Here is an 18,621-nt window from a genome sequence, read left to right on the forward strand (position 1 = left end):
TCGCCGAGGCACCCTATCTCCGATCGCGCTAGCTGCGGTTGCCCGCGCCCGGCACTGGAAGCCGCCTGCTGCGGACCGTGGCTGCTGCCGCATAACTCAGGCGAAGCACCAATGCCATGATCTCATGCCCTGGCACTCCCAGCAGGTCCAGGAAACGGCCCTGAAGTGTCGTAAGTGTATCCGCGAAATCCGGTGAAATCCCTTTCAGCTCGTCGGGGTGCCGCGCATAAAGGAACACGGGCGAGACCGGTTGCACCGCAAGACCGAGCCGTTGCGCCGCGATCCAGACCCGCTGCACGGCCGTGCCGCCGCGGGCGTAGTCGGCAAGTGATACCGACTCTGCTCCGGATCGACGCGGAAAAGTTATCGCGACCAGCGCCGAACTCGACAGCACGCGATCGCGGCTGTATTCGCCGAGCGCGGTCCCGCCGGACCATTCGCGCAGCCGATCCATCACATCCGAGCGCTCCCCGATTCGGATTTTGGCCTGCTCGTCGGCGGCCAATTCCATACTCCGGATATCGATCCCGGTGCGCGGATCCTCGCCGGGCCAGCGCAGTTCGCCGAACATCTCCTGATGCAGGCGCGGGGTCAGATAGCGAATGCGATCGGATTCGCCGAGTAGCGCGGCCGCGGCGGCGAGCTCATCGGGGGCGGTGATGGCATGGACCACCGCATCGGTGGCGGCCGCGTCCAGGGCAGGCAGGATATGATCGGCCAGCGGCACGCCCGCGCCGAGGTGTCGATTCGTCTCGCGGGTCAGCGTGGCCGGATAGTCCGCGGCCAGTGCGGAATCGGTGCCGTTGCCGAGATGTAGCACCACGGAAAACGGGGTGGAGTCGTTCTCGATGAACTCGTGCGCGCCGAGTATGCCGTGCGCGGCGGCCGCGGCACGGGCGTTGTAGAGCGCCGCGCCGATCGATACCGCGCTGGCGCGATAGCCGATATCCATTGCCGACGAGCGGGTTCGGACGAGATCGATGCGTAGCTCGTCGCCATCGACGCGCAGGTACCACGGTTGGGTATTGCCGCCCGACGGCGCCCGCTGCGCGGATTCGAGGACCTTCTCGACGGCGGACCCGTCCGGATCCGGTACACCGACTTCGGGCACCGGAAACTCGTCGGACACCTTCTCGCACACCGGCTCCGGTTCGGCCAGCTCGTCGAGACCACGCTCCAGATCGAACCGGGTCCGACCCGAGGACAGCTTCTGTCCGAGCCCGACCCGGCGCACCGCCGCCGCGACGATGGCCGCGCCCAGCTGTACGTCACCGCCGAGTTGCGGCCAGGTCGTCACGGTTTGGTCGATCTCGACCAGACTCGCCGCCATCCGCGCCGATAGCTCCTTGGGGTCGAGAATCCGCATGACGTGCGGCGCCTTGTCTTTGGTGGACAACCCGCGCAGATCCGCGCCGACGGTCGCGCCGAGCAGACCGTGGAACGTCGGACGGTCCGGTTCCAGGTCATAGCGCTCGACGTCGAGCAGGCCGCGATCGCTGGTATCCATCAATAGCGGAAGGCGGTGTCGGCGTGCACCTTCCCGGACAGCGAACTTGATATCGAGCGAATCGCATTCCTCGACAACCAGCGACAGCCCGTGCAGGAATGCGTCGACGGTGTCCTCGTCCACGCCCGCGGTGGCGACCTCGACCGGCAGGTACGGATCGAGTTCGGCGATCCGGCGCGCGGTCACGATGGATTTGTTCACACCGATATCGAAGATCCCGCCGGGCACCCGATTCAGATTCGACAGCTCGATATCGTCGAAATCGGCCAGGCGCAATAGGCCGCAGGTGCCTTCCAGTGCCAATGTGTAAGCAACCGCGTGCCCGACGCTCTGTCCGACGACCCCGATCGCGAGACCGGCGCAACGTTCCTGTTCGGCGCGGGTGAGCTTGTTCTGGTTGCGGTCCAAGCGAATTGCCCGAAATGTCTTTTCACCGGGCAATCCGACGAGTGTGCGCCGCCAAGGGTAATAGACCCATCGGTCGGTTTCTGGCCCACCGAGGTCCGCAGGCGGCCGACGCACCTTGGCGAGCTCGGCGCGCAGCACATCACGCAGGTCGAGAATGCGGACCTGCGGCGATTTCCGTAATTGCACGAGGATCCGGGCGTCGTCTGTGGCATTTTCATCGAGAATCAGCGGGCGGTGGTCCGCGGTGAGCTCACCGTTCATGCCTGCGCCAATCCTCCGATCCCTGATCCACCCGAGGGCGCTCGGCCGTGCGGCGACAACCAGGCATCGAGTGCCGCACGCTCCAGCGCAGTCAACGAACTCTGCAATTTGGTGGCTAATGACCGATATGTCCGGGCATCCCACCACATCGGAATGGTCCGATAGCGGTCGTCAGGATAGGGCACCGCCGGTATCCGATCGGCGACATACCCACCACTCGTGCGGTACAGACCGATATTTCGCGTGGCAGTGGTGGCGAAAGCGAATCTGGCATCGAGCAGCCGGGCGGCGTGCACGACACAGCGGGAGACCGCTGCCGCGAGCGCGGCACGATGCTCGGCCGCTCGGGAGACCCAGACGGCTTTCACCTCGACCACACCTTCTGGTATCCGATCGGCAACCATCGCGCGCAACTCGGCGGCACCGGGTCGACCGGCCCAGGCGCGCAGTGCGTGCACTTCGTCGGCCGCACCGTAGGGCCCCTGCGCCCGCAATCCCGCGACGACCGCGCCGGACGGATCCACGGCGGCGAAGAACAACGACGTCGAACGGCCGTCGACAACGCTGTCGTATTCCAAAGCGTGATCAACGCCGTAATGCCGGTAAACCTGCAGCGCACCGCGCAGATAACGACGCCACAGATCAGGATGAGCCTGCGGAGTGGCGACATGAAAGACATATCCGGAATGCATGTCGCGAAACCGCAACACCTCGGCATCGCGCGTGCCTCCCGGGCCGACTGCGATTGTTTCGACAGTCATGGTGTTCCTACTCCGTTTGCTACCGCACATCTGCACGGTCATCGAGCCGGCCTGACCGACTCGCCAGACGACTCGCCGATCGGTTGAGTTTGCCTAGGGCAGTATCCGTCATACGACAAGAATTGACCAGATATCTGGTTAATCTTCCGAAAACTTATTGTCCGTCCCCAAATTACCGCAGGTCAGACCACTCGAACATGCCATCGAATAGATCGTGGAGACCAGTCGGTACTGACGCAGCTAATGTGCGGCAATCTCAAACCAGGATGGAGATGAACAGTTCGACCGACTCCGGCCCACGCCAGATCTCGATTTCCTCCCGGTACGCACGGGTGATCTCGGCAGATGCCGTCGCATCATCGACCTGGGCCCACACATCCTCGACCGGATCGTGATAATCCCCGTTCGGCTCGAACCGAGCGTAGACACCCTTGGGCACCTTGACGAGTACGTCACCGACCGGAACCGCACTCGGATCGGAGTATTCGAAACACACGACGGCGTTGTAGTTACCGGCCGGATCCGGCACGTACACCGTGTACATAGGCTGGTCGTCGCCCGCGCGGTCACGCAGCCGATCCTTGAGGAATTCGATCAGGTCGCTATTGCTGACCTTGAAGCTCGGACGTACCCGCGGCACCACCAGACCGCCGTAGATGGCCTCGCGGCGCACCACGATCGCGTATGTCATCGCGCCTCGACCGCCAGGTAGAGATCGATCTTGTAAGCGTGCGGATAACACTCGAAATCGCCGGTATACGTGCGTTTTATCTGGTTGTGTTCCTCGGCATAGGCGATCTGCGTCCACAGGTCCGTCATCACCTGCGGAAAGTTACCGACCGACGAGAACCTGGCATAGGTGCCGCGCGGTAGCCGCGCCACCAGGTGGCCGCGGGTGACCTCGCCGAAGGATACGCACTCATAGCCGACGATCTGAGTGTTGTAGGTGCCGAGTTCACCGGAGTAGTCGGTGTAGGCGCTGGCCAGTTGACCGCCGAGTTCCTGATGCAGTACCGCCGCCCACGCGGCCTCGAGGTCGTGGTCCCGCAGTTCCCCGAGCGCACGTTTCGGGCTGCGCACCGGGAGCCCGGCAACCCACGTCTCGTCTCGCTCGACGATTTCAAACTGCATGGAAAGACTCTTTCGAGGTGAACCCGGGGGCGTTGCCCGCATCCGGTCGGCCAGAAAGGCCATGCTATCAACTCGACCGCGTGGTCCGGCTCACATGTCCGGGTCGTTATGCACACCTCCCCGCCGCCTCGAACTGGTCGTGCGACCTGTACGCAAACCAGCGGCTATCGATGCATAGTGGACAGGATCGCTTCGTCTATCGCCGAGCGTGTGGCATCCCGACACGACGAACGGAGTTCAGATGACTGCAGGCGCGATGTATGACGAATTGGACAGGCGCGCGGCACAAGTGGCCGATCAGGTCATCGAGTGGCGGCACCATCTGCACCAGCATCCCGAGTTGTCCAACCGGGAGTCGAATACCGCCGCACTCATCGCCGATCATCTGCGCTCGCTGAATCTGGACGAGGTGCGCACCGGCATCGCCGGAAACGGCATCGTCGGCGTACTGCGCGGCGGCATGGGCGGCGACCGGACGATCGCACTGCGCGCCGATATCGACGCACTGCCGGTACCCGACCTGTGCGGTGCCGATTACGCATCGAAGGTCGTGGACAACGACTATCCCGGCGGACCGTTCCCGGTCTCGCACGCCTGCGGCCACGACTGCCACACCGCGATGCTGATGGGTGCCGCCTCGGTACTGACCGGCGTGCGCGACCGGCTGCCGGGCACCGTGCTCTTGGTCTTCCAACCCGCCGAGGAGGGCCCGCCGGTCGACGAAAAGGGCGGTGCGAAGCAGATGATCGACGAGGGCGCACTGGACGATCCGTCGCCGACCATGGCGTTCGGCTTCCATGTCACGCCATATCCCAAGGGCTACATCGGATATCGCATCGGCAATCAGTTCGGCGCCTCCTGTCTGGCGAAGATCACCATCACCGGACAGCAGGTACACGGGTCCACACCGTGGATGGGCGTGGACCCGATGCCCGCCGCTGGCGCCGTCATCACCGGCATCGGCCAGTTGTACCGGCAGGTCAGCGCATTCGATCCGTGCACCGTCAGCATCGGCCACGTGCAGGATGTTGGCCGGTTCAATATAATCGGGCAGACCGTGACGCTGTGGGGCACCATCCGCTGCGCGGTCGAGACCGATATGGGCGATATCCAGAAGCGCCTTGACACCCTCGCCGCGCATTCGGCGCAGGCCTACAACTGTTCGGCGACAGTCGAATACCTGCAGGACGTGCCCGCCGTGCACAACACCGAGGAGTGGATCGCCGCCGCGCTGCCGACATTCCAGCGCGTCGCCGGGGCCGATAAGGTCACCCCGACGATTCCGACGCTCGGCTATGACGATGTCTCCGAATTCGTCAACAAGTACGGTGGTCTCTATGTGACCCTCGGTGTGCAGGATTCGGAAATCGACCCGAAAACGGGTATGCCCGTGCCGATTCCGGGTGGCCGCGGTATGGCGATGAATCACAATCCGCACTTCTATGCCGACGACGGCCCGCTGGTCACCGGCGTGCGATTGCACGCGCACGTCGCACATGACCACCTGACCGGCCTACTGGCGCCGCAATGACCTGCGGCACCATGTGATCGTGTGCGAGACCATCGCCGAACTCGATGCCGCGGTCGCGGATTGCTTCGCCTGCCCGCGGCTGGTCGCCTGGCGGGAACGAGCGGCCAGGGAAAAGCGCGCCGCGTACCGTGACGAAACCTATTGGGGCAGGGCGGTTCCCGGCTACGGTCCGGATCACGCCCGGTTGCTGATCGTCGGGCTCGCCCCAGCCGCCCACGGCGGCAACAGGACCGGGCGAATGTTCACCGGCGACCGCAGCGGCGATTTCCTCTACGCCGCCATGTACAACGTCGGGTTGACCAATCAACCCACGGCGGTGCACCGCGATGACGGACTGCGGCTGATCGGCGCTCGGGTCACCGCGCCGGTGCACTGCGCGCCGCCCGACAATAAACCGACGCCCGACGAGCGGGACCGCTGCAGTCACTGGTTGAAGACCGAATTGGGCCTGCTCGCCCCGACATTGCGTGCGGTGGTCGTACTCGGCGCGTTCGGCTGGCAGGCACTGCTTCCGGTACTTGCCGCCTCCGGCTGGACCGTGCCGCGTCCGCGCCCCAAATTCGGGCACGGCGCTCACGTTGTGCTGCCGCCGACCGTCGATGATCATGCGCCGCTGCATCTGTTCGGCTGCTACCACGTCAGCCAGCAGAACACCTTCACCGGTCGGCTCACTCCCGACATGCTCGAAACAGTGCTGGCCGCTGCGGCGACCGCTGCGGGCCTTCCTGGCCGCCGGAGCTGAGCGCAGGACTCAGGACGGCGCGGTGATCTTGGTAATGACGGTGCTGCCCTCGTGGGGCGCGACGGTGACGAACTGTCGATAGGTGCGCACGGTCGCATCTAGTCGGAACTCGGTGATGAAGACGTCGAAGCGACCGTCGAGCATCGGGGTGATCATGACGCAATGCTGGGTGCCGGCCGGAATAGATTTGATGCCCGCGTCGATCAATGCGACCGAGGACACCGCCGCATCCGCTGTTGTCAGTGCCCGGGCATCCGAGGCCGAGCGGGTCACGTAGTAGGCATATTGGAAGGCCAGGATCACATCCGGCCCGGATTCGATCGACCCGGTTCCGTTGCCGCGCACCAGCTGTTCGGTGCGCGTCGGCTCGCAGTTCGGTCCGCCGCCGAGCACTCGATCGGTCATCGTGGCCGTCGACTGCCTGGTATTACTCGCCTCGGCGGTGTACACGAGCACCAATGCCACCGCCGCCAGCGTCCCGAAGATCGCGGCACTGCCGACCAGCCAGGGCCGACGCGGCGGACGCCGCTTCCGACGGTGTGGGCGCGTCGGCGGGAGGACACGTGGTGCGGGTCCGGGCGGCAGCATGCCCGGCCACAGCGGATCGGCTGAGCGACTCACGCGCCTGCTGACGTGCCGGGGGATGGCAGCCGGCGGGGTGGGTGAACTCTGCGCGGCGGCATTGCCGCCGGACTCGGCTGTGTTCGACGACACCATGCTCTCGCCACACCCCTTCACCGGTGCCGCTGGGGCGACCCTTTCAATGCCGTTGTGCAATAACAAGATTGCATAGATGCGCCGGTAAGGCGACAGAATGGGCCGGAGAGAACCGGTCAATGGACCAGCAAACTACGCCCGAACGACCCGCGGATGAACGCGGTTCCTGCGACTTTGGAGGTTTCCCACAAGCGCCGGGCCGAAGGTTAGTAACGACGGGCATACCGTGATCAATCCGCGCCGGTATGCTCTTCCGGGAACGATGTCCAGCGAAAATACCAGCTCAGCAGTGCATTTCGGTGCATGCGGCGGCATAGTAGAACGCCTGCGACGATGCCGCACGACAACGATGTCCGGCCGCCGTAGCCTGTCGAACGCCTGTCCACTTCAGCTAAGGCACTCGCCAGGACACCGAAAACCGCGTTATCGGAAGAGAAACCAGGAGCGATTCTCGTGCGAAACCTCTTTGCTACCGACGGGCGATTCCCGAATGTCGTCGTGACGAGTCTCGCGGCGACCACCTCCATCGCGGGTGATGTCGACGCGACCTGGAAGGGACTCCTCAACGGCGAGAGCGGGATCGACGTGCTGGAGGATCCCTTCATCGAGGAGTACGACCTCCCCGTCCGCATCGGCGGTCACCTGAAGGTTCGCCCCGAAACCCTGCTGACGCGGGTCGAACAGCGTCGGATGGCCTATGTGGAACAGCTCGCGACGGTTCTCGGACGCGAGGTTTGGCGCAATGCGGGCAGTCCGGAAGTGGATCCCGAGCGGCTCGGTGTGGCCATCGGCACCGGGCTCGGCGGCGCCGATGCGATCACCGATGCGAACAACAAGCTGAAGAACGGTGGCTACCGCAAGATTTCGCCACTGGCCGTGCAGATGATCATGCCGAACGGCCCGTCGGCGGTCGTCGGTCTCGAATTGAAGGCCAAGGCAGGCGTGATCACGCCGGTTTCGGCGTGCTCGTCCGGGTCGGAAGCGATTGTCAACGCGTGGCGCATGATTGCGATGGGTGACGCCGATATGGTCGTCACCGGCGGGGTCGAGGGATACATCGACGTACTCCCGATCGCGGCCTTCACCATGATGCGCGCGATGAGTACCCGCAACGACGACCCGAAGGGCGCCTCGCGTCCGTTCGACAAGGATCGTGACGGTTTCGTCTTCGGTGAGGCCGGTGCGCTGATGGTCCTCGAGACCGAGGAGCACGCCAAGGCTCGCGGCGCGACCATCCACGCGCGCCTGCTCGGTGCCGGAATCACTTCCGACGGTTACCATTTGGTCGCTCCCGCCCCCGATGGCGACGGCGCGGCACGAGCGATGACCAAGGCCATGCAGATCGCAGGTCTCACCCCGAAGGACATCACCCACATCAACGCGCACGCGACCGCGACCCCCATCGGTGACACCGCCGAGGCGAACGCGATCAACAAGGCCGTGGGCAACCACGCTTCGGTGTACGCGCCGAAGTCGGCATTGGGACATTCGATCGGCGCGGTGGGCGCACTGGAATCGATTCTGACCGTGCTCAGCATCCGCGACGGCGTCGTGCCGCCGACCCTGAACCTGGACAACCTCGATCCCGAAATCGATCTGGATGTGGTGCACGGCGAGGCGCGCAACCAGGAGATCGAGTACGCGATCAACAACTCGTTCGGTTTCGGCGGGCACAATGTCGCACTGGCCTTCGGCCGGTACTAGCGGACGAGAATGGCACGCGGATAGAGCAGCTGGAAACCCAGCTTCTGCACGTTCTGCTGCGACTTCGAACCCGGCAGGGTGGTAACCACCGCGAGGTCGCAACCGGCGGCCGCCGCGGCGGCGAGGCGCATCGACAGCAGTGCGCCCTGCACGCCGCGGCGCCGGAATTCGGGAAGGGTTGCCGCACCGCATAATTGGGCTACGCCGTCGCTGAGGCGCAGGCTCGCGCCGCCGGCGGGCTTACCGTCGATCATGGCGAGCGAGCCGACGAAACCGCTCGTCGCGGTGAGGTCCCGCTCGGCGCGCTCGATGGCCTCGCGCGGGAATTCCTCGTGCGAGGCGACACCCTGGGTGTCCGGCGTGGCGAAGCCGTCGACGACGACGTTCACCCAGGTCTCGAATTCGTCGTGCCCGACATCGCGGATCTCGATATCCCCGGCCGGTTGCGCCTGCCGCCCCGGCTCGAGCCGTAGGCCCAGTACGTTCTCGAATCCGAACAGCACGTAGCCGCGGCGCGTCAGGCGTTCGACAACGGCCGGATCGGCCAGCGTGGAGACCTCGATCTGGACCGGCGCCTCCCGCTCGGCGAAGGCCTGTTCGACCGCTTCCAACTCGGCGTCAGCGAAGGCAGCGCCGTTCATGCCGATGCCGACCACCTTGTCGAGCGGTGAACCCGGGCCCGCCCACACCGCAAGGCCACCGCCGATGGGGCGCACCAGCACTCGCTGCTGTGGGTCGCGACGGGCGGCCGCGCGAGCGCCCTCCTCGATCAGCGTGCGTTCGGCGTGCTCGACCCGCGCGGCGAGGTCCTGTCCGGCGAACAAACCCGGGGCGAATTCAGTCGGCATGAGGCATTCCTACCTTGTCGGTAGCACCGGATTCACCTGCTTTTACCGCCGGGCGGGTTCGGCGTGTCGCTTGTTGACACGAACGAGCTCGGCATCCAGGGAAAATGTTCCGGCACCGACGATGAGTAGGAATGCGCTCCCACACAGTTGCGCGAGATCGGTGCGGGACTCGTGCAGGAAGGCCCACCATCCGGACTTGCCTGGGAACAGTGCCGCATCGCCCCAGAGCAGTGGCAGTTTGGTGATCAGCAGCGCACCGATCATGTCGACGATCATCGGGACTGCCGCAGCCCGTGTCAGCAGTCCAACGAGGATCAATCCTCCGCAGGCGGTTTCGAAGACACCGTCGACCGGTGCGACGAATCCGGGTGCCGGGATGCCGACCCTGTCGAATCGGCCGACGCCGAGGGTATCGGGATAGACGAACTTCTGGATGCCTTCGGACAGGAAGATCACGCCGACGAACAGGCGGATCAGGACAATCGACGCGGGTGCGTTCGTCGTGGCCAGTCGAGTCGACCAGGTACCGAGCTGGGACATACGCTGAGCCTCCGCCCGTAAGACCGTAATACATTGCGCGCCAAGCACATTAGATTCACTTGTGGCCGTCCTGAGCAATGAGGACCGAGCAGTCGGCGTGCCGGGCGGCCTTCTCGGCGGTCGCTCCGATGAATCGACCCCAGATCGCCGAATGACCACTGCGGCCCAGGACCAGCAGATCCGCCTCGTGGTGTGTGGCGGCGACGGCGAGTTCATGCGCGGGGTGCCCGGCTCGGATTTCGGCTGCAATAGCTATGCCGCGCTCGGCGGCCGTCTCGGCAGCCGCGGCGAGCCAGCGGCGGCTGGCCACCTCCTCGACCGAGAGCTCCTCCTCGATTTCCCCGATCACCGGTCCATAGTGCGGCCGATGCTCCTCCACCGCGACCACGGTGAGCACGGACTTATTCGCGGCGGCCAACTCGAGTGCCATCCGCAGAGCTTCCCTGGCGCCGGGCGAGTCGTCGTATCCCACCACGATCCGCTGGAACACACTTCCAGTGTGATCCTCGGTCCGGCGGCGCGCTATCCGACCACGGGCGGTGGTCCGAATCCGACTCCAGAAGGTGGTTCGGCAGACGGTCGGCGAACTATCGTGAGCGCATGCCTGTTACCGACGGTACCGAACCGCCAGTCATACCCGGTGTGCGCCGGTCGTTCGTGACAGCTCGCGATGTCCGGTTCCACGTCACCGAATCCGGACCCGAGGACGGTCGCCCGGTCGTGCTGCTGCACGGCTGGCCACAGCACCACTACGCCTACCGAGATCTCCTCGCCGACCCGCCCGAAGGACTCCGGATCATCGCCCCCGACCTGCCCGGATACGGCTGGTCGGGTCCCGCGCCGCACCGCTGGTCGAAGGAGGAAGTCGCCTCCGATGTATTTGCGCTCCTCGATGCGCTCGGCCTGGAACGGGTGCTGCTCGTCGGCCACGACTGGGGCGGCTACATCGGATATCGCATGGTGCTGCGCGAACCCGACCGCTTCGACGGCTACCTGGTGCTGAATATGGCCCATCCGTGGGTACCGCCGACGACGGTCATGCGACAGATCTGGCGCTTCCTCACCTACCAGCCGCTGGTCGCCACGGTGGGCGTACCCCTGCAGCAGCGCACCCGCTTCCTCGAATGGCTCATCAGAGGGGCGATCACCGACCGCAGCACGGTCAGTCCCGAGGTGATCCGCGTCTTCGCCGACCGCTTCCGCGATCCGGTCTGCGCCCGCGCCGCCACCGACACCTACCGCACCTTCTGGCTGCGCGAAATCCCGGATGCCGCACGTCATCCCGAACGCCGCCGCATCACCATCCCGATCCGCGTCCTCTTCGGCGTCGACGACCCCGCTGTCCACCGCTCCCTAGCCGCCGCCGAAACCGCCCGCGGCGCCGACGACTACACCTTCGAACCGGTAACCGGCTGTGGACATTTCGTCGCCGACGAACGCCCCGAACTCGTCCGTGCCCGCCTGATCGAACTCGCGGCAGATACGAAGTAGCCTATGCCACTGCGGCTTTCGCGCCCATACCTGGATAATGCGACCTTTGGCCGAACCGAGGAGAATCATGAGTCGACTGGCAGTCGTGACCGGTGCGTCGTCCGGCATCGGAAAGGCAACTGCCGCAGCCCTGGTGGCGCGCGGCTTCCGAGTGATCGGAACGAGCCGGCATCCGGAATCGATCCCGGCGGCCGACCGAGTGGCGGATGTCGACTATCGCGCGCTCGATCTGACCGATACCGAGTCGATCCGCGCATTCGTCGACGGGCTGGATGGCGTCGATGTGTTGATCAACAACGCAGGCGAAAGCCAGGCCGGCCCGCTGGCCGAACTACCGACCGCGGCGGTCGAACGGCTGTTCCAGCTCAATGTGCTCGGGCCGGTCGCGCTCACCCAGGCGGTGCTACCCGGAATGCGGAGCCGTGGATATGGGCGGGTGGTCATGGTCGGCTCCATGCTCGCCAGCTTTCCGATGCCGTACCGGTCCTCTTACGTCGCAACCAAGGCAGCCGTGCGGGGATTCGCCACGGCGGCCCGATTCGAGGAATCGCCGTTCGGCGTGTGGATCACCGCCGTCGAACCGGGCCAGATCGATACCGGGCTGCGTGAGCGGCGCACCAGGTACATCGACGAGAACTCCCCGCACACAGCGGATTTCACCCGTTTCATGACCGCTCTCGACCAGCAGCAGGCCAAAGGCATTACGCCACAACGGGTTGCCGCCACCATCGTCTCCGCCGTCGAGGACCGGCGGCCGCGGCCGCTGTATGCGGTCGGCAGCAACGCACCCGCCATGTTCGCGCTGCGTCGCCTATTGCCGCGCACGGTCATCGAGAAGGTCATCGCCAGGGCCTACGGGTTGTCCCGATGATCGCCCGCCGGCTCAACGAGCACATCCGGTTCGACCAGGTCCGGCATGGCGGCGTATGCGACACCGGCAACGGCGGCAACTGACCGGCGTTATTCATCTGTACCGCGATACCCCCGTCCTCGGTAGCGTCGAAGTCACCGCGATAACGGCCCGACCGGCATCGCGGATGATGCGGTCGAGGTCGTCGATGATGTCACTGATCGCATCGCGGGTCCGATCCGCCTGCGCGGATGCGGGCGGATCGCGGTCGAATTCGATACCGATCTTGTTGAGCTGCAGTCCGGTATCGAGCAGACTTCGAACCAGGTTATCCGCAATCTCAGCGAAAGCGACTGTGCCACTGTCCAATTCGTCGCTCTCGGGCTGTCGATGCGGGGTGATGCGGTCGAACTGCTTGTCCCACATAATAATTCCTCTTGCCGGACAGGTTCACTGACTGCCATGGCCGCCGATTGCCTGGAATTCGTTCAGCGCCGGAAGTACCCCGCATCCACCTACCGCAAACTCCTGAAGCCACAGCGGCGGTCTCCCGCCCCCAACAAACGTTGCGCGAAGTGTGCTGAGCCTATTGCCATGAGCGCCGCAGCGGGGCAGTGTGAACATGTCGGTGGCGCCACCGGGGCGCTGCCCTGAACACCGAGGGAGTCGCTCGTGTACGCACGTTCTACCACTATTCAGGCGCAACCCTCCGCTATCGACGCCGGGATTGCGCACGTACGTGACGAGGTAATGCCGGCTTTGGAAGACATACGCGGCTGTGTCGGACTATCGTTGCTGGTCGATCGCCAGTCCGGCCGGTGCATCGTCACTACCTCATGGGAAACCGAGGATGCGATGACCGGCAGCGCCGACCGCGTTCGCCCCATTAGGGATCGCGCGGCCGCGGCATTCGGCAGCGGTGACACCCAGATCGAGCAATGGGAAATCGCCGCCCTACATCGTGACCACCGCGCACAGCAGGGCGCCTGCGCCCGCGTTGTCTGGATCAAGACGAACCCGGATCGACAGGACGCTGCGATCGAGACCTACAAATCCCAGGCCCTACCCGAAATGGAATCCCTCGAGGGGTTCTGCAGCGCGAGCCTCCTCGTCGAGCGCGCATCCGGCCGTGGCGTCTCCTGCGTCACCTTCGATACCGCCGACGCCATGGAACGCAACCGCGAAGACGCAACCGCCCTGCGCGAGCGAATCACCCGCCAAGCCGGTATGCAGGTGGTCGACATGTGCGAGTGCGAGTTGGCCATCGCCCACCTCCGCGTCCCCGAATTGGTGTAAACGCACGGCTGCGGCTCTCGACCGAATGATCGGTCGGGAGCCGTCGCCGCTATACCGTTGTCCTGGGCATCAAGCTCCGTAGAGCGCCCGGAGTTCACGTTTGTACACTTTGCCCGATTCGTCCCGTGGCAAAGCCGCGACCACACGCACGTGCGTCGGAATCTTGTAGCGAGCGATCCGGTCGGCGAGTCCCGCACGAATTCCACTCTCGGTAAGTATTGCCCCGGATCGCGCAACTACATGAGCCGCGACCGCTTCCCCCAAATCGCCAGCATGTGGGACGCCGAATACGGCAACGTCCTCTACCCCGGCGAGAGCAGCAATAGCGGCCTCGATCTCGGCAGGGTAGATATTGACGCCTCCCGAGATAATGATCTCGCTGGAGCGCCCCGTGAGGTAGAGATAGCCGTCGTCGTCGAGGTACCCGGTATCACCGACGTCGAGGAAGCCTGGGATGGGGCTGGCTTGTGCGTCGCGGTTGAGGTAGCGGAAATCGGGCCAGTAGTCCGCACCACGAACGAACACATTCCCGATCTCGTTCGGCGGCACCGGTTTTCCATCTTCGGTAGCCACCACCACATCGGAACCGTCGGCACCACGACCGACGCTCCCCGGATGTTCGAGCCATTCCGCGGCACTGATCCAGGTAACGGTGCCCGCCTCGGTGCAGCCATAGAACTCGATCACGGCATCACCGAACCACTCGATCGCAGCGCGTTTGACAGCGGGCGGGCACGGCGCCGCGGAATGGATGAGGTGCGTCAGACTGGAAACGTCATAACGACAAGCGATTTCGGCAGGCAACGACAGCAGCCGCGACAGCATCGTCGGCACCACCTTGGCCTGGGTAATCCGACGCTCCTCGACAAGCTGCAGAAATCGCTCCGGATCCCAACGCGGCATGATCGTAATATTGGTCCCCATACGCAGCGCCAACACCGCCACCGCATTGGGACTGGTGTGATACAGCGGCCCGGCCACCAACATCTGCCCACCCGGGGTCAATCCCATCCGTTTCGCCGTACCGCCCGCGATGGACAACAGCTGATGCGGCGTCATACGTTCGCGGAGAACGCCTTTCGGTGTTCCCGTAGTACCCGATGTGTAGATAAGCCCCATCGAATCCGCAATCGCACCATCGAGATAACCGAGCGGTTCCGAATGACCCCGGATCCACTGCTCAACCGTGCTGTGCCGACCGGTGGGCTGCGCCAACCCCGCGTCGAGCCCGGCTTCCTCGAGCATTTCAGTCGGCATAGCGACCTCGACAATCACCGGCCTCACCCCGGCTGCCTCACAAGCATTCTCGATGGTGCCGATGAATTCGGTATGCGCAAGAACGACGCGCGCACCGCTGTCTTCGAGGACATGCGCAACCTCGCCGGCCCGCCAGCCGGTATTGATGGGAACAGGATTGGCCCCGCAAGCGGCGATAGCAAGGGACACCTCGAGAAACTCGATGTCGTTCCGCGACATCACCGCGACGCGATCACCACGCGCAATCCCATTCGAAACGAATGCCGACGCGAGACATCCAGCGCGGTGATGCGCCTCGGACTGGGCGCGCACCCGTCCTCCGCAGACAATCGTCGGAGCAGCCGAGGACGCATCGTTCATGAACGCATTCTGTCAGGTACGAAATTGGTGAGCGGTGCTCATGCGCTGGTACGCCGATGAACTCGGCAGCGCAGGTGATGGACGACCTGCTCAGAAACGAAGTTCGCGAACGGCGGGATCTGCGGCCAGCTGGTGGCGAAGTCATCGGCGACATTGACAGACAGCAAGGTCACTGATACTCATGTGCTATGACTGGGCCGGATGATTTCGAGTTCGAAGCCGTCTACCGAGGCACGGGTGGTCCGTTCGGGCCGGGCGTCAAACCGCCCTGGAGTATCGGGGAACCCCAGCCGGAACTCGCCACGCTGATCGAGCAGGGCAAATTCCATGGCGATGTCCTCGACGTCGGATGCGGAGAGGCGGCGATCTCGCTGTATCTGGCCGAGCAGGGCTACACCACCGTGGGGCTGGATCTGTCGCCGACCGCGATCGAGCTGGCCCGCGCCGAGGCGACCAGGCGCGGCCTGGCCAACGCCTCCTTCGAGGTCGCCGACGTCACCTCCTTCACCGGCTACGACGGTCGCTTCGACACGATCGTCGACAGCACGCTGTTCCACTCGATCCCGATCGAGTCGCGGGCGGGCTACCAGCAGTCGATCGTGCGCGCCGCCGCGCCGGGCGCGTCGTATTTCGCGCTGGTGTTCGACCGGACCGCCCTGCCCGAAGTACCCGTGCCGGGCCCGGCGCCGGTCACCGCCGACGAACTGCGCGAGGCAGTGGAGAAGTACTGGCTGATCGATGAGATCAGGCCGGCACGCATCCATGGCAACCTGCCGGTCGGCGACTTCGGCCCTGCCGACGGCCCGAGGTTCCGATTCGAGGGCATCCGCGACGAACCCAGTGGCCGCAAGTCGGTACCCGCCTGGCTGCTGTGCGCCCGACTGGGCTGATCCTCCCCAAAGCCAGTCCGCGCATCCCGCTGGGCAGCAGGCTGGGCCGCGCCGAAGATGACTCCCCCATGGAATTCCGAGCCGACCCGGTGCCGTGCGTTCCAGCTAACCGTCGACCGGCCGAGAGGTTCGGGGCGGCAAGGCCTGGGTGACGCGCCAAAGGCGGCGGGGTAGGTCGCCCTCTTCGAAGGAGTGGACCTCGGTCAGATCCCATCCGTCGGCGACGGCATCGACCAGCTCACGCGAAAAGAAGTGGACCGCGAACCCGCCCTGTTCGTAGATGTCGTCTCCGTGAGAGATGCCGGTCTTGTAATGCGCGTCGCCAACGTGGCGGACGGTGTAGATGAAGACGCCGCCGGGTCGTAGCACCCGCTTGATATCGCTCGCCAAGTCGAGGATCTGCTCAGTGGACAGCGCCATGCACAACAGCATGTGTGCGAAAACGCCGTCGAATGCGTTGTCGGGCAGCGGGATCGGCGTACGCGCATCGTGTTCGAGTGTTCGCACCCGGTCGTCGATACCGGCGGTAGCGGCGGCGTGCCGAAGCTGGGCCAAGCCGACCGCGCTGAAGTCGGTGGCGGTGACCTGAAAGCCGGATCGGGCCAAATACAAGGCGTCACGTCCGTGGCCGGCGCCGAGTTCGAGGACATCTCGCACAGCAGCCGCGCGGAAGGACTCGGCGGCGTGGACCGCAGCACGGGACGGCCGCTCACCGTACATACCGGGATGGGAGCGGTAGGTCTGTTCCCAGTGCTGGCGCTGGTCGTGGCCCATCACGACATACTCCATCACGGCCGGCAATCGGGCGGCTTGTCGGGGTTCGGGTGCCGTCGACCCGGCCATGGCACAGCGGCGCTACATGGCCCATAGGGGCCCGCTGCTGATGCCCGCGGTCAGCAGCAGCGACCGACAGCTCGGCGCGTCGGAGCAGCAGCGTAAATCCATGAGCAGCAGCACTTCTCCCGCGCCGAGCGAATCGGCATACGGCTGCCGGTGATCTCGGCTACGACGCCGGTGAGACCTTCGGACGGCACTTTGTGGAGCGGATCACCAAGACCCGCTCCGAGTGGTACCTCGCCGTACCCCTTGGTAGGTTTCGGCTTGTTCGCGCAACGTCGCGCCTCACCTCCAGCCTTCGACTCGCGGAACCTTCCTTCGATCCACAGTTTGTGCGCCTCTTTCGTCATGGAAGCAGGCGGGAATCATCACACCCACGCAGCCGATTCGCGGCCATTCTCTACGGCGAAGTCGTCAGCGGCACCGATAGAGCCTTCACTCATCGCGCCGCGACGACACTGCCCTCCTCATGCTGCCCGCCCTGCTCATCGCGGGCGTGGCTGTCCCGTCCCATCAAGCCTTGGAGAACCGGTGGTAACTGCACTACCTCACCAGCCCGTGGAACTCGACGCGGTCATCTTCGACTACAACGGCGTCATCGGCCTGCAGCCCACTATTCCTATGTGGAGCAGGCTCGCCGAACTCGCCGGATGGCAGGCAGACCAGCTCGGGCTTTTCCAAACCGCCTTCTGGAGCGCCCGCGAACCCTACGATTCCGGCGAGTTCGACGACGCGGACTTCTGGACCACCGTGCTCGGATATCGCCCGGACCCAGAACTGCTCACCCGGTTGCGTGCCGTCGACACCGCGATGTGGACCCGGACCGACGACCGCGTCGTCGCACTGCTCCACCTTGTCCGGCGGGCAGATCTGCCGATGGTGCTGCTCTCCAACGCGCCCCATCCGGTCGGCGACGCCCTCGATGCCTCCGATTGGCGCACGCTGATGAATGACGCCCTCTACTCGGCCCGGCTCGGCATGAACAAACCCCACCCCGACACCTACCGAAACGCACTGGCCGCGACCGGAGTTCGCGATCCCGGCCGCGTCCTGTTCGTCGACGACCGTGCCGACAACTGCCAAGCCGCCGCCCGCCTCGGTCTACGCACTCTCCACTACGCCGGCGCACCCGCCGATATCGAGGATCACCTCCGCCTCGCAACCGTCGCCGCGTAGGTCCCTGCGAGTCTCACGAAATCAAAAAGGCGAGTGCTCTACCCGAGCACTCGCCTCCCATTTGTGGGCCTTGGGGACCTTACTACAACACGAAATCGCAGGTAGAAGCCCTGGAGACCCTGCGCCGGAAGCTTCCCGACCCCACCACACCCGCTTCACCGCCCGCCGATCGACCCAAACCCGGCAGGACACGCCACCTCGGCACCGATCAGGTCCAGGAACTCATCGCCGGATATAAGAGTGGAGAGACGGTGTACCAGATGGGTGCCCGGTTCGGTATCGAGCGGCGGACGGTCAGCGACATCCTGCACCGG

At 64.9% G+C, this 18,621-nt stretch carries 19 protein-coding genes; 8 read left to right on the top strand and 11 right to left on the bottom strand.

The features are described from left to right. Nucleotides 1-28: 28 nt before the first annotated feature. From ACFYOW_RS29830 to ACFYOW_RS29845, 4 genes are all read right to left on the bottom strand, one after another. A complete protein-coding gene (locus ACFYOW_RS29830) occupies nucleotides 29-2,176 on the bottom strand; it encodes an Rv1355c family protein (RefSeq protein WP_387293406.1) in 2,148 nt (715 codons plus the stop codon). Beyond that, nucleotides 2,173-2,937: a hypothetical protein gene (locus tag ACFYOW_RS29835; RefSeq protein WP_387293407.1), complete on the bottom strand. Its 765-nt coding sequence runs from the start codon at nucleotides 2,935-2,937 to the stop codon at nucleotides 2,173-2,175. Before ACFYOW_RS29835 ends, ACFYOW_RS29830 begins: the two co-directional genes overlap by 4 nt. 256 nt (nucleotides 2,938-3,193) lie before the next feature. Continuing rightward, entirely contained in the window at nucleotides 3,194-3,628 is a 435-nt protein-coding gene (locus tag ACFYOW_RS29840; RefSeq protein WP_063036732.1) for an effector binding domain-containing protein, read from the bottom strand. Next, nucleotides 3,625-4,068, bottom strand: coding sequence for a GyrI-like domain-containing protein (locus tag ACFYOW_RS29845; protein WP_040695392.1), 444 nt, complete (start codon nucleotides 4,066-4,068; stop codon nucleotides 3,625-3,627). Before ACFYOW_RS29845 ends, ACFYOW_RS29840 begins: the two co-directional genes overlap by 4 nt. Before the next feature lie 241 nt (nucleotides 4,069-4,309). Here ACFYOW_RS29845 and ACFYOW_RS29850 point away from each other — a divergent pair, with 241 nt between their 5' ends. After that, nucleotides 4,310-5,599 carry a M20 family metallopeptidase gene (locus ACFYOW_RS29850; protein WP_387293408.1) on the top strand — a complete coding sequence of 430 codons (1,290 nt, stop codon included), beginning with the start codon at nucleotides 4,310-4,312 and terminating at the stop codon, nucleotides 5,597-5,599. A gap of 19 nt (nucleotides 5,600-5,618) precedes the next feature. Next, nucleotides 5,619-6,341, top strand: coding sequence for a uracil-DNA glycosylase (locus ACFYOW_RS29855; protein ID WP_387293409.1), 723 nt, complete (start codon nucleotides 5,619-5,621; stop codon nucleotides 6,339-6,341). 9 nt (nucleotides 6,342-6,350) lie between these two features. Here ACFYOW_RS29855 and ACFYOW_RS29860 read toward each other — a convergent pair whose 3' ends face one another. Further along, nucleotides 6,351-7,058, bottom strand: a complete 708-nt coding sequence (locus ACFYOW_RS29860; protein WP_387293410.1) for a hypothetical protein — start codon at nucleotides 7,056-7,058, stop codon at nucleotides 6,351-6,353. A 453-nt stretch (nucleotides 7,059-7,511) separates the two neighbouring features. On the opposite strand from ACFYOW_RS29860, the gene ACFYOW_RS29865 reads away from it, so the two are divergent. After that, the gene (locus ACFYOW_RS29865; RefSeq protein ID WP_387293411.1) at nucleotides 7,512-8,762 is read left to right on the top strand and encodes a KasA/KasB family beta-ketoacyl-ACP synthase; all 1,251 of its coding nucleotides are present in this window, start codon (nucleotides 7,512-7,514) and stop codon (nucleotides 8,760-8,762) included. On the opposite strand, the gene ACFYOW_RS29870 is transcribed toward ACFYOW_RS29865, so the two are convergent. The 3 genes from ACFYOW_RS29870 to ACFYOW_RS29880 are packed head-to-tail and all read right to left on the bottom strand — an operon-like array spanning nucleotide 8,759 to nucleotide 10,640. Further along, entirely contained in the window at nucleotides 8,759-9,610 is an 852-nt protein-coding gene (locus ACFYOW_RS29870; protein ID WP_387293412.1) for a GNAT family N-acetyltransferase, read from the bottom strand. The two genes, ACFYOW_RS29865 and ACFYOW_RS29870, sit on opposite strands and share 4 nt — an antisense overlap. 42 nt (nucleotides 9,611-9,652) lie before the next feature. Beyond that, nucleotides 9,653-10,150, bottom strand: a complete 498-nt coding sequence (locus tag ACFYOW_RS29875; protein WP_387293413.1) for a DoxX family protein — start codon at nucleotides 10,148-10,150, stop codon at nucleotides 9,653-9,655. A 55-nt stretch (nucleotides 10,151-10,205) separates the two neighbouring features. Next, nucleotides 10,206-10,640, bottom strand: a complete 435-nt coding sequence (locus tag ACFYOW_RS29880; protein ID WP_387293414.1) for a universal stress protein — start codon at nucleotides 10,638-10,640, stop codon at nucleotides 10,206-10,208. Nucleotides 10,641-10,750: 110 nt separating this feature from the next. Between ACFYOW_RS29880 and ACFYOW_RS29885 the strand changes: the two genes are divergently transcribed. Together ACFYOW_RS29885 and ACFYOW_RS29890 are read left to right on the top strand one after the other, a co-directional pair. Further along, on the top strand, nucleotides 10,751-11,641 hold the full coding sequence (locus ACFYOW_RS29885) for an alpha/beta fold hydrolase (protein WP_387293415.1): 891 nt from the start codon (nucleotides 10,751-10,753) through the stop codon (nucleotides 11,639-11,641). A 67-nt stretch (nucleotides 11,642-11,708) separates the two neighbouring features. Next, nucleotides 11,709-12,512, top strand: coding sequence for an SDR family oxidoreductase (locus ACFYOW_RS29890; RefSeq protein WP_387293416.1), 804 nt, complete (start codon nucleotides 11,709-11,711; stop codon nucleotides 12,510-12,512). A gap of 93 nt (nucleotides 12,513-12,605) precedes the next feature. On the opposite strand, the gene ACFYOW_RS29895 is transcribed toward ACFYOW_RS29890, so the two are convergent. After that, complete coding sequence (locus ACFYOW_RS29895) at nucleotides 12,606-12,917, bottom strand: hypothetical protein (RefSeq protein WP_387293417.1); 312 nt, start codon at nucleotides 12,915-12,917, stop codon at nucleotides 12,606-12,608. 246 nt (nucleotides 12,918-13,163) lie between these two features. On the opposite strand from ACFYOW_RS29895, the gene ACFYOW_RS29900 reads away from it, so the two are divergent. Beyond that, nucleotides 13,164-13,787: an antibiotic biosynthesis monooxygenase gene (locus ACFYOW_RS29900; RefSeq protein WP_387293418.1), complete on the top strand. Its 624-nt coding sequence runs from the start codon at nucleotides 13,164-13,166 to the stop codon at nucleotides 13,785-13,787. Nucleotides 13,788-13,856: 69 nt separating this feature from the next. On the opposite strand, the gene ACFYOW_RS29905 is transcribed toward ACFYOW_RS29900, so the two are convergent. Continuing rightward, on the bottom strand, nucleotides 13,857-15,404 hold the full coding sequence (locus ACFYOW_RS29905) for an AMP-binding protein (RefSeq protein ID WP_387293419.1): 1,548 nt from the start codon (nucleotides 15,402-15,404) through the stop codon (nucleotides 13,857-13,859). Between the two features lie 188 nt (nucleotides 15,405-15,592). Here ACFYOW_RS29905 and ACFYOW_RS29910 point away from each other — a divergent pair, with 188 nt between their 5' ends. Further along, a complete protein-coding gene (locus tag ACFYOW_RS29910) occupies nucleotides 15,593-16,294 on the top strand; it encodes a class I SAM-dependent methyltransferase (protein ID WP_387293420.1) in 702 nt (233 codons plus the stop codon). Nucleotides 16,295-16,399: 105 nt separating this feature from the next. On the opposite strand, the gene ACFYOW_RS29915 is transcribed toward ACFYOW_RS29910, so the two are convergent. Beyond that, complete coding sequence (locus tag ACFYOW_RS29915; protein ID WP_387293531.1) at nucleotides 16,400-17,068, bottom strand: class I SAM-dependent methyltransferase; 669 nt, start codon at nucleotides 17,066-17,068, stop codon at nucleotides 16,400-16,402. Nucleotides 17,069-17,662: 594 nt separating this feature from the next. Between ACFYOW_RS29915 and ACFYOW_RS29920 the strand changes: the two genes are divergently transcribed. Continuing rightward, nucleotides 17,663-18,307 (top strand): HAD family hydrolase, encoded by a 645-nt coding sequence (locus ACFYOW_RS29920; protein WP_387293421.1) that lies wholly within the window; start codon nucleotides 17,663-17,665, stop codon nucleotides 18,305-18,307. Nucleotides 18,308-18,621 lie beyond the last annotated feature (314 nt).

It is taken from the genome of Nocardia sp. NPDC006982 (assembly GCF_042869435.1).
Lineage (GTDB): Bacteria > Actinomycetota > Actinomycetes > Mycobacteriales > Mycobacteriaceae > Nocardia.